Below are 10236 nucleotides of genomic sequence, written 5' to 3' on the forward strand. Positions count from 1 at the left end.
GGATCGTCCTCAAGCACCATTATCGCCGCCGTTACGGCATCCATCGCGCTGCCGCCTTTCTCAAGCAAGGCTTGACCCGCTAAAAGCGCCTTTTTCATCGGCTCTTCGCGGATTTTAAATTCCTCCTTGGTTAGATCAAGCCCGCTGGTGCCGCCGTGAATGACGATAACCGGGAAAAATTTCTCCTGCGCATTCGCAGCCGTTAGCCCGAGCAGGGCCAGACTCGCCGCCATAAAAACGGCCTTTGAGAGTGAAAAGTGCTTCATATCTCATCCTTTCGAAAAAATTGCAGAATTCCTAAGAAATGATATAACTTTGCACTTTTCTTTTCGCTTAATCAAATGCGAATTTGGCTGGATCTAAATCTAATGCTTTGAGCTTAAAATTAAGCTTCCGTTGCCAAATTTAACGTGGTTTAATTTGTGGCACAATCTGATGGATCGATTTAAATTTTATAAATTTGAGTTTGTGCGTCAGTAAAATTTAATTACTGCAGCTCGATAAATTTCAACCGCGCGTCATAAAATTTTAGCGTGCGGCCGTATTTTAAAGGATACTACGCTAGCAAGCTCAAGCACGCATCCGCCGGCAAAGCAGGCCTCAAATCAAACGCCTCAAGCTCGCCGTGCGCGATCATTTAGTGTTGCGTCGGAACCGACGCTAATATGTTTTGACGGCTCAATCGCAGCTTTTTTCTCCGCGACAAAGGCGCGCCAGGTCGTATTTTAGCAGCACCAAGCCAAGGCCTAGCAAGAAAAGGTCTTTAAAGATAAAGCCGTCGATCTTACCTAGCTGCGGCAGTAGGCTGAGCGTGCTCAGCGCCATGACGATCACGATGAGATCGCCCACGATGCCCGCCTTCGGCTTGAAAAAGCCCGCGATGAGCGAGAGATAACCCACGGTCTCTACCACGCCCAAAAAATAGCTCGCGCCGGCGTCCCCGAGCGCTGACGGCAAAAACGAAAGCTACGTCTGCGAAAAAAGCGGCTTTAAAGCCTCCACCTCGAACTCAAACCACTTGTAGTTGCCTATCACGGCAAGCACGATGATAACGGAAAGTCTGGCGAATATAATATCCGCGTCGCCTGCGACAAATTTTTTTACGATCTCCCTCATACGGCTCCTTTGTAAATTTTGTAGCGGTATGATAGCGAGCTTGCGTGTAGGCTACGTAAAGGGGCGAAATTCCAAATTTCAAATTCCTCGGCTTCATAAAATTCTACGCCTCCACAAAATTTCGTGGCTCTGCGAAATTTCAAATTCCATGCTACGCGCCTTAAAATTTAAAGCGGTCGCGGCAAAATTTCAAGGCGCGAAGTGGTGTGAGCTGCCGCGAAATTCCATCGAGCTTTGCGGCGTGCGCGGGCAAACCTCGGCGATGATATTGATCGCGACGCCCGTTTTAGCGGCAATCGCATAGATTTTAGGCAAAAACTTCGGCGCGAAGCTGAACAAAATCTCGTACTCCTCGCCGCTTTGCAGCGCAGCCTCGCTAGGGCGGGCGATCCAGCGCGCACCCACGCCGCTAGCCTCGAGCAGTCGGGGCAAATCCTGCGCGAGCCCATCGCTAATGTCCATCGCCGCGCTGATGAACTTCGCCGCCTTGTAAAAAAACTTATCGCGCAAAACAGGCCTAACGAAGCGCGAATTCTTTGAAATTTTTGCACGCAGATCCTCGCGCAAGCGATATGAGCCACTACCCGGCACAGGATTTTCGCCTGCAGAGCTTTGCAACGTAGAATTTTCGCATGCGAGGCTTTGCGCCGTATAATTCGCTGCGGATTTTTGCGCAATAAAATTTCCGATAGAATTTCCTACGCTCAAATTTTGCGTCGTAAAATTTTGCTCAAAAAACTCCGCGTCCCGATTTTGCGTCGCGGAGCCCTGCAAGCCGTCATACGAAGCGTGAGTATCTAAATTTTGTGTTATAGAGCCCTGCGACACGCTGCACGCGGTGTAAGCATCCAAATCTTGCGTAGAATTTCCGTTATCAGGGCTCGGCGCAGAAATTTTGCCATCAAAGCTCTGCGTAGAAATTTCGTTGTCGAACTGCGTAGAAATTTTACCGGCAGAGTCGTCATAGCCGCCGCTTTGCAGCCCGCTATCTTGCGCCGTAGGGCTCTTACGATCGTCTCTGCTCCGCGACACGGAATTTTGCGCCGAATTTTCGGCGTCCAGGCTTTGCGGCTCGGCGCGCGCAGATGAAATTTTATCGCCCGAGCTTCGCACCTCATCGCCAGGATTTTGTGTCGCCGAAGCCTCGGCGTTCAGACCCTGCGACTCATCGCTTAGACCTTGCACCGACGAAATTTTATCGTCCCGGTTTTGCGTCTGCGAGCTAGCGGGCGAAATTTCATCTCTTAAAAGCACCGCCAGATCGCGCCCGACGCCGCCTAGCTCGCCCGTATGCGCGATGAGATCGCCCACGCGCGCGCCGCTGCGAAACACGGGGCGCTTGCACTTGCCGATCAGGCTTACGCTAAGCGCGATACGATCCAAGCCGATCGTGTCGCCGCCGATGATCCGTATGCCCCACTCCCGCGCCGTCTCGCTCACGCCCGCACATAGCTCGTCGATCTCGCGCGTGCCGATCTCGCGCGGCAGCGCAAGCCCTAGCAGAGCGTATTTGGCGCGCGCATTGGTCGCGATCATATCCGAGATGTTTACAAGCATCGCCTTTGCGCCGATCTCGCGCAGGCTCAGCCAGCCGCGCCGAAAGTGCACGCCCTCGACGAAAAGGTCCTTGCAATACGCCCGCTCACCGATTACGGCGCAATCATCGCCATTAAGCTTCGATCTAAATTTCTCAAAAATATACCGCTCCTTATCCATGCGCCCTCCGTTAAATTAGCGTTACGCCGCAGCCGCGCGAAAGCTAAGAAGCCCGCATTTGCGGGCCTTTGTTTAAATTTCATCGCATACGCGCGGCAGGAGTTCTATGCTCCGCTTTGCAAGATTATAGCGTAAATTTAGATTTTCACCGCGCGAGTTTGGCTGCGGTTCAGTGCGGCTAGATAGCAAAATTGGAAATCGCGTGAGTTTTGAGACTTTGGTGTGGCTCGGTGCGAACGAGGCCCGCGATAAAACAATACGAGTTTATTTCTTGCATGCACCCGCCTATGCACACTCGCTCAGATGACGGGTCTTTAAAGCGGCGAGCTTGAAATTTTAAAATTTAGCGCAGCCGCAACGAGATTAAATTTAAACGCTGCGTAAGCGTAGCAAAGATAGAATTTAGCACTAAATTTAAAGCCGTAATGCGGCACGCAAGCAAGGAGATAAAATGAACGATACGAAACCGGACGAGCTGCTGCTAATCGTAAAAAGGGCTAGGCGTTTTTATGGGCCTTTTTATTCGGTAGTTAAAATTTTACAATTTTACATAGCCGTTATTTTTATAATGCTCGACAAGCCTTATGCGCCTATCGTAGGCTGAGTGATGCTAATCGGGCTTTTTTACGCAGAGATTATCCCGAATTGCTTTAAATTTATTGCGTGCTACGATGATCGCATAGTCGTGAAATATCTTTTCTGGGAAAAAGTTATCATGCTTACAGATATAAAGGAATTCACCGCATATAAAATTCCTATATCATTTAAACAAATTTTAGCCATAAGACTTAAGCCTAAAATTTATGATATATTGATTTATCTAGGCTCAATCTCTATACCGATGGACTACATAGCGAGCGATGATTTTGAAAAGCTGGAAATTCTACTAAAAGAACGCAATGTAAGATATTTCAATTTTAAAAATTTTAAATATGAATAAATTTTATATGAGGAGCAAAAATGGGTTGCGATCGCAGTTGTCAAACTATAAAAACAGGCGGGTTTTTTAATTTCGCCATAAAATTTCTTGTTGCAATATTTTTTTGCGATTGTTCTATTCGGCTGCGACGGTAATGAATGCCGCAACGAATACAATAATAAAGCGTTTTCTATTATAACCGATAATTTAAAGGATAAGGAAAATAGAGATTGGACGTGCGGGTCTATTGACAACTATGAATACTTCATAAATTTTTACGGACCTAGCAACGATGATTTAGAAACTTTATTAAAGAATGTAGCAGAAGCGGCACAAATTCCAAATGTCAAAATTACTATATCGGTTTATGAGAGATATTGGAAATGGGGCAGCAAAACTCCGCCACCATTTAGCAAGAATATATTAACCGTAAAATTAGACACAAAATCAAATTAAGGAAAATGAAATACTGAAATTTACAAAGTGTTTCTTTTTGATAGTCGCCGCATTTATATTATTCGGCTGCGACGGTAGGGAATGTCGGAATCAGTATAACGACAAAGCAGAAGAAATAATATTTGAAGGAATAAGAGATTTAAATCATCTAGGCGGTTCTTGGTCTTGTGGAAAAATTACCAATAGATATGAGAGTATAGTAAACATTTATGGCGCTAGAGATGATGATATAAAGTTGCTCTTAAATAATTTTTCAAAAGTTACCGACATACCAAATGTTAAAATCACGATAAATGTTTATAAAGGCATAAGGTTGGCAAATAAAAATTTACTGCCAAATGATGAGCCTATATTAATCTTAAAATTAAATACTCAATCGAGTCAAGCAGAATAAAATTTCGGGCGGCGTAAACCGCCCGAGATACCGCGCTAAGCCCTTACTGCTCGTAAAAGCCGCTCGGTTTGGAGATCGTGTCGATGTAGATGTTTTTGGTCTGGGTGTAGTGATCCAGGATCATCTTGTGCGTTTCGCGACCGATGCCCGATTCTTTGTAGCCGCCAAACGGCGCGCCGGCGTGGATCTGGTTGTAGGTATTGACCCACACGCGACCCGTCTCAAGCAGGCGTGCGACCGTGAGCGCTTTTGCGATGTCGCGCGTAAATACGGCGCCGCCTAGTCCGTAGAGGCTGTCGTTTGCCATGCGGACGAGCTCGTCTTGATCTTTAAATTTAATCACGACGCCCACAGGACCGAAGATCTCCTCCTGCGCCACGCGCATGTCGTTGCGCACGTCCACGAGTAGCGTAGGCTCGACAAAAGCCTCTCCCGCGCTATGTCGCTTGCCGCCCACGGCGATCTTAGCGCCCTCCTCTACGCCGATTTTTACGTACTCTAAAATTTTATCGGCTTGCTTTTTGTTGATCTGGCATCCCATCTGGGTGTTCGGATCGAGCGGATCGCCCACCTTGATGCGCTTAAATTTCTCCACTAGCGCCGGTACGAATTTATCGTAAATGCCCTCCTGCACGAAGATCCTACTTCCCGCGCAGCAGACCTGACCTTGGTTGAAAAGAATTCCCAGCTGCACGCCGTCGATCGCAACGTCGAAATCGCAATCGTCAAAGATGATGTTTGCGCTCTTGCCGCCGAGCTCAAGCGTAGCGGGGATGATCTTTTGTGCCGCGGCTAGCGCGATGCCTCTGCCGACCTCGGTAGAGCCGGTGAATGCAAGCTTATCGAGTCCTTTGTGGGTGCGGACGAACTCGCCCGCCTTGCTTCCCTTGCCGGTTACGACGTTGATGACGCCCTTTGGAAGTAGCGGTGCGATTAGGCGGATGAACTCCAAAATGCTAAGGCTGGTCTCGGAGCTTGGCTTAAATACGCACGTATCGCCCGCGGCAAGTAACGGAGCGAGCTTCCACGCGCCCATCAAAAACGGGAAATTCCACGGCACGATCTGTCCTACTACGCCGATCGGCTCGCGCAAGACGACGGATAGATAGCGCTCTTTTAACATATTGGCGCTGCCCTCCTCGCCCAAGATCACGCCCGCAAAATAGCGGAAATGTTCGATCGACCACGCTACGTCGACCGCGCGCGTCTCGCGGATCGGCTTGCCGTTGTCGATAGTCTCTACGGTGGCGATGAACTCGGCGTTTTGCTCTAGGACGTCGGCGATCTTGTTTAGCAGCGCGCTGCGCTCATAAACGCTAGTGCGGCGGAAGCTCTCAAACGCCTTGCGAGCTGCGGCGACCGCTCTATCGACGTCCGCCTTGCTAGCATCTGCGATCTTTGAAATTTTCTCGCCTGTAGCGGGATTAAAAACGTCTAGGCTCGCGCCGCCTTCGGCACCCACAAACTCGCCGTCGATGAAAAGCTTATAGCTTGGTTGGATTGTAGCCATGCTTACTCCTTATGTGAAATATGACATTTAATATTATATATCCGCGGCGATTAATGCGGCATAAATTTCGGAGCGAAAATCGGTTAAAATTTCGTAGTGTGTAAATTTGAGAAGCAATGCGACGTGCGCGAAATTTTAAAATTTAATCTACGCGCGCGACAGCGGAGGTTTTGAGCGGCTTTGAAGCGGCGCGAAATTTAACCGAGAGCGAGCGGCGAAATTTCAAAATGTAACGTTTATGAAACGAGAGCGAAAATTTGGCTACGATAAAATTTCAGAATTCGGCTTTGCTAAATTTTAAAATTCGGTTGCTTTGAAATTTTAAAATTTAGCTCCGTCGGAATTTTGAACTCGGCTTCGTTAAAATTTTGAAATTTTGTAAGGTAAAATTTTAGAAACATTTTGCGGAATAAATTTCTAAAACTATCTTTAGCGGATCGGGCGGGCGGTTTAAATTTACAGCGCGCGGCAATCGGTCGCGCCCGTAGCCAGAAAGGCAGCCTCCGATAAAATTTTAAAATTTTGCAGGATTAAATTTCTAAAACATTTTTTGAGATAAAATTTCTACAACTATCTTTCGCGCAAACTTTGCAAGCCTCCTAAAGCTCGCCCGTAAAACTCGCTTGGACATGGGCGACATCCGAGCAAGACGAAAGTGCGGCGCCGAAAGCAGCCGAAGCTGTTTTGCAAAAGTAGATGCAGGCGGCGTAACCCGCTTTCGCTCGTAGCTTATCGGGTACAGAAGACGTAACGCTCTCGGAATGGGGGAGGGAGGTAACTGTTCGCGCAGCTCGTGTGTACAGTTTCAGACGCAGAAGCCTAACCACTCTAGCGCAGTCGGACGCAGGGAGAATAGCTATTCGCCGTGGCTCACACACAACCTAGATTGCAGGAGCGCAATCGCTCGCACCGCAACCTAAACATAGTGATCCAACGCTCGCGCTGCGGCTCGCGGTTCGTTCGAGCACAGGGAAACAACTGCTCTTGCGTGTGTCAGGCTCATTTAAGCCAAAAAATCGAACTAGGCGTACGAAACTAATGTTATCGCAAAAACTGCGCGCTTTGAATTCGTTTGAGCAGGAGAGTGCAGACCGCTTAAAATTTTAAAATTTAGGCTCGAAAAAGGTCTCTTCGTGGATGTTGGCGAAGGCGGCTTGCAGGCTGATAAAAAACCTCGGATGGGCCTTTTCGTACTGCGCCAAAAGCTCCTTCGTAGCGGCGCGAGCGGTGGGCTCCTTGCCGCCATATTGCCTCGCGGGGCAAACCTCCTCCTCGCGCATGATCGGAAGCGCGTTATCTCTGGCACAGGCTGCGATTTGGCGCTCGCGCGTGAGAATGAACGGACGGATGATCACAAGCCCGTTTTCGGCGACGTAGCGCGGAGCGAGGGTGCGAAGCGCGCCGTTGAAGGTGAAATTCATAAAAAAGCTCTCCGCGGCGTCGTCGAGGTGGTGGGCGATGGCGATCTTATTAAAGCCGTGCTCGAGCGCGTAGGAGTAGATGTATCCGCGCCTCATACGCGAACAAAAGCTGCAAAACGTGGTGTTTGCGCGGATCTTTTCCTTGCCGAATTCAAAAATTTTAGTATCGATTATCTCGTAGGGGATCTCGTGCTCTTTAAAATGGGCGCTTATCTCGCGCAGATCCTCGCCGATACCGTAGGTGACGGTAACGGCTCGAAACTCCCAATCTAGCGGGCTTACGCTTTGGAAGTGCTTCAGCACGTGCACCAAGCTCATGCTGTCCTTACCGCCGCTAAGAGCTAGTAAAATTTTATCGCCGCGCTCGAACATCTTGTATTTGGCGTTGGTTTGTCCGACCCGGCGCAGTAACTTTTTGGAGAGGTTTATCATAACCTTTCGATCATTTTTAGGACGAAATTTGCGCTCGTTTGCGCGCTTTTTACCATAAACTCGTCAAAGTCGAACTCGGCTTTGTGTCCCGCCTCGTCGCTTATCGCGCGCAGCACGCAAAACGGCACGCCCAGCGCGTCGCACACCTGCGCTACGCTCGCTCCCTCCATCTCGACCGCGCTCGCGTCAAATGTCTGCTCGATCCAGCTCTTGCGCTCCTCGCCGCTTACGAACTGATCACCGCTAGCGATGACGCCCGATTTTAGCGTGATGCCTAGCTGCTCAGCGACGCTTTGCGCGATAGAATTTAGCCTCGCATCGGTTTGGACTGAAATTTTACTTCCAGGCACGAATCCGTGCGGATGCCCAAACGCCGTGATGTCCAGATCGTGCTGCACGAGCGAGGTGGCGTATAAAATTTCGCCGATCTTGATGCCGTGCTTCAAAGCCCCCGCGACGCCCGTAAAAATGAGCGCGCGCGCGCCGAATTTCTCGATCATAACCGTAGCGGTCAGGGCGGAATTTACCTTGCCGATCTTCGAATACGCGATCACTAGATCGTGGCCGTTAAGCTTAGCGGCGTAGAATTTATTATTCGCGTGCTCCACAGCTTCCACGCTCACACCCCGCTCGCGCAGCGCGGACAGCAGCGGCTCGATCTCTTCGGGCATCGCGCCTAAGATCGCAACTTTCATCTATTCTCCTTTGCAAATTTCAGAAACTCGTCTAGGCTCGCAAGATCCATGATGCTGAAGGTCGGCTTTTGTGTGATCTTTTTGTTTATCCCTTTTAAAACCGTCGCGCCGAACTCGACGAAGCAGTCCGCCTCACCCTCGTAATTTTTGATACTTTGCTTGTAAAGCACAGGGCCAATAAGCTGGGCTTTCAGTAGCTCTAGCGCTTCGGATTTTGTCCTATATGCGCGCGCCGTGGCGTTAGCGATGACAGGGGCAAAGCTCTCTTTTAACGCGGGGCGTAAAAATTCCAAAAGCTCGTCGCTGGCGCTTTGTAGCATAGGGCAGTGGCTCGCGACGCTCATATTAAGTAGCATCGCGCGCTTTGCGCCCGCGGCTTTAAACTCGCCCTCGAGTGCTGCGAGATCATCTTTTTTGCCAGCGACCACGATCTGCCCGTCGCAGTTATAATTCGCCGCCCAAACCTGCTTGCCTGCGCTCGTCGCATCCGCGCAAATTTTCTCGACCGCCTCGTCGGCAAGAGCCAAGATCACCATCATTCCGGCACCTTTGCCCTCGCAGGCGCTCTGCATAAGCCTGCCGCGAATATTTACTAGCTTTAGCATCTGCTTCGGCTCCATGCCTCCCGCAGCGCTTAGCGCGCTAAACTCGCCCAGCGAATGTCCTAGTAAAAACTGCGGAGCGATGTTAAGCTTTTCTTGATCCGCTCTTTCTTGCAGCGCCGCAAGCGCCATCATAGAATTTAATGCAATCGCGGGTTGCGTAAATTCCGAAACGTCGAGCTTATCGCTAGGCTCAAACAGTAAATTTTTAAAATCAATGTCGGTAAAGTCTGAAGCCTCATCCAAAAGCGCGCACGCAGAGGCGGAGTTCTCGTAAAACTCCCTGCCCATGCCTACGCTTTGGCAGCCCTGTCCGGGGAAGATAAAAGCAAATTTCATAAAAAATCCTAATGCTCGTGGTGGTGCCCGCCGCAGCACTCGTGACCGTCTGCATGTCCATGGCCTCCGCAACACTCGTGATCCTCTGCGTGATCGTGTCCGTGTCCGCCGCAGCACTCGTGCCCCTCGTGATGATTATGTCCGCAGCCGCAGCTGTGCGCGCCCTCCGGCTGTCCGATAAGAATTTCATCCGCCGTCGCTTCTCGGTTCTCGACGATTTTCACGTTAAATTCCAGCTCCTTGCCCGCATATGGGTGGTTAAAGTCGATGGTGACATCCTGCTCGCCGATAGCTTTAACGCTCACCCGGGTAGTCGCGCCGTCCTCCGCCTGGCCGAAAAGCTCCATACCAACGACCAGATCAATGCCCGCAAACTGCTCTTTAGGCAGGATCTGCACGGCGTCTTCTCTATACTCGCCGACCCCGTCGCTCGGGCTTATTAGAACCGTTTTGCTCTCGCCCGCTTGTAGATTTAAAATTTCATCTTCCAGCTTTTGGATGATTTGATCTTTGCCGCTAAGAAAGGCGATCGGGTCGGAGTTTAAATTTGACTCTAAAATTTCGCCGGTTTTGCCGTCTTTTAGCTCATAATGCATCTTTATAACTCGGTTGTTAGCCATAGTTTTCTCCTGTTTA

11 protein-coding genes and 1 pseudogene are annotated in these 10236 nt (G+C 49.7%); 3 read left to right on the forward strand and 9 right to left on the reverse strand.

Going from position 1 to position 10236, the window contains the following annotated elements; translation table 11 throughout:
• From Q0614_RS11465 to Q0614_RS11480, 4 genes and pseudogenes are all read right to left on the reverse strand, one after another.
• Positions 1-266, reverse strand: a 266-nt coding sequence (locus Q0614_RS11465; protein WP_298788826.1) for an isoaspartyl peptidase/L-asparaginase, incomplete at its 3' end; no start/stop codon positions are given.
• Between the two features lie 412 nt (positions 267-678).
• Positions 679-1116, reverse strand: a pseudogene (locus Q0614_RS11470) (DUF417 family protein).
• Positions 1113-1259, reverse strand: a complete 147-nt coding sequence (locus tag Q0614_RS11475) for a hypothetical protein (protein ID WP_298788827.1) — start codon at positions 1257-1259, stop codon at positions 1113-1115. The pseudogene Q0614_RS11470 and the gene Q0614_RS11475 overlap by 4 nt, the downstream one beginning before the upstream one ends.
• Before the next feature lie 46 nt (positions 1260-1305).
• Positions 1306-2832: a thiamine-phosphate kinase gene (locus Q0614_RS11480; protein ID WP_298788829.1), complete on the reverse strand. Its 1527-nt coding sequence runs from the start codon at positions 2830-2832 to the stop codon at positions 1306-1308.
• Between the two features lie 451 nt (positions 2833-3283).
• Between Q0614_RS11480 and Q0614_RS11485 the strand changes: the two genes are divergently transcribed.
• The 3 genes from Q0614_RS11485 (at position 3284) to Q0614_RS11495 (ending at position 4601) form a co-directional block, all read left to right on the forward strand.
• Positions 3284-3436 (forward strand): hypothetical protein, encoded by a 153-nt coding sequence (locus tag Q0614_RS11485; RefSeq protein WP_298788831.1) that lies wholly within the window; start codon positions 3284-3286, stop codon positions 3434-3436.
• 3 nt (positions 3437-3439) lie between these two features.
• Complete coding sequence (locus tag Q0614_RS11490) at positions 3440-3772, forward strand: hypothetical protein (protein WP_298788833.1); 333 nt, start codon at positions 3440-3442, stop codon at positions 3770-3772.
• A 472-nt stretch (positions 3773-4244) separates the two neighbouring features.
• Entirely contained in the window at positions 4245-4601 is a 357-nt protein-coding gene (locus tag Q0614_RS11495; RefSeq protein WP_298788835.1) for a hypothetical protein, read from the forward strand.
• 43 nt (positions 4602-4644) lie between these two features.
• Here the strand turns inward: Q0614_RS11495 and Q0614_RS11500 are convergent, their stop codons facing one another.
• The 5 genes from Q0614_RS11500 to Q0614_RS11520 all read right to left on the reverse strand — a co-directional run bounded on the left by Q0614_RS11500 (position 4645) and on the right by Q0614_RS11520 (position 10220).
• Positions 4645-6111, reverse strand: a complete 1467-nt coding sequence (locus Q0614_RS11500) for an aldehyde dehydrogenase family protein (protein ID WP_297894493.1) — start codon at positions 6109-6111, stop codon at positions 4645-4647.
• A 1103-nt stretch (positions 6112-7214) separates the two neighbouring features.
• On the reverse strand, positions 7215-7964 hold the full coding sequence (locus tag Q0614_RS11505; protein ID WP_298788837.1) for an ATP-binding protein: 750 nt from the start codon (positions 7962-7964) through the stop codon (positions 7215-7217).
• The gene (locus Q0614_RS11510) at positions 7961-8659 is read right to left on the reverse strand and encodes a 5'-methylthioadenosine/adenosylhomocysteine nucleosidase (RefSeq protein WP_298788839.1); all 699 of its coding nucleotides are present in this window, start codon (positions 8657-8659) and stop codon (positions 7961-7963) included. Before Q0614_RS11510 ends, Q0614_RS11505 begins: the two co-directional genes overlap by 4 nt.
• On the reverse strand, positions 8656-9600 hold the full coding sequence (gene fabD / locus Q0614_RS11515) for an ACP S-malonyltransferase (RefSeq protein ID WP_298788841.1): 945 nt from the start codon (positions 9598-9600) through the stop codon (positions 8656-8658). The genes Q0614_RS11510 and fabD overlap by 4 nt, the downstream gene beginning before the upstream one ends.
• Before the next feature lie 8 nt (positions 9601-9608).
• The gene (locus tag Q0614_RS11520; protein WP_298788843.1) at positions 9609-10220 is read right to left on the reverse strand and encodes an FKBP-type peptidyl-prolyl cis-trans isomerase; all 612 of its coding nucleotides are present in this window, start codon (positions 10218-10220) and stop codon (positions 9609-9611) included.
• Positions 10221-10236 lie beyond the last annotated feature (16 nt).

Source organism: uncultured Campylobacter sp., assembly GCF_937997595.1.
GTDB lineage: Bacteria > Campylobacterota > Campylobacteria > Campylobacterales > Campylobacteraceae > Campylobacter_B.

What these genes read in the sequence shown, in the direction of transcription:
- Q0614_RS11480 (WP_298788829.1), bottom strand. Translation starts at nt 2,832, where the DNA reads ATGGATAAGGAGCGGTATATTTTTGAGAAATTTAGATCGAAGCTTAAT.
- Q0614_RS11485 (WP_298788831.1), top strand. Translation starts at nt 3,284, where the DNA reads ATGAACGATACGAAACCGGACGAGCTGCTGCTAATCGTAAAAAGGGCT.
- Q0614_RS11490 (WP_298788833.1), top strand. Translation starts at nt 3,440, where the DNA reads ATGCTAATCGGGCTTTTTTACGCAGAGATTATCCCGAATTGCTTTAAA.
- Q0614_RS11500 (WP_297894493.1), bottom strand. Translation starts at nt 6,111, where the DNA reads ATGGCTACAATCCAACCAAGCTATAAGCTTTTCATCGACGGCGAGTTT.
- Q0614_RS11505 (WP_298788837.1), bottom strand. Translation starts at nt 7,964, where the DNA reads ATGATAAACCTCTCCAAAAAGTTACTGCGCCGGGTCGGACAAACCAAC.
- Q0614_RS11510 (WP_298788839.1), bottom strand. Translation starts at nt 8,659, where the DNA reads ATGAAAGTTGCGATCTTAGGCGCGATGCCCGAAGAGATCGAGCCGCTG.
- fabD (WP_298788841.1), bottom strand. Translation starts at nt 9,600, where the DNA reads ATGAAATTTGCTTTTATCTTCCCCGGACAGGGCTGCCAAAGCGTAGGC.
- Q0614_RS11520 (WP_298788843.1), bottom strand. Translation starts at nt 10,220, where the DNA reads ATGGCTAACAACCGAGTTATAAAGATGCATTATGAGCTAAAAGACGGC.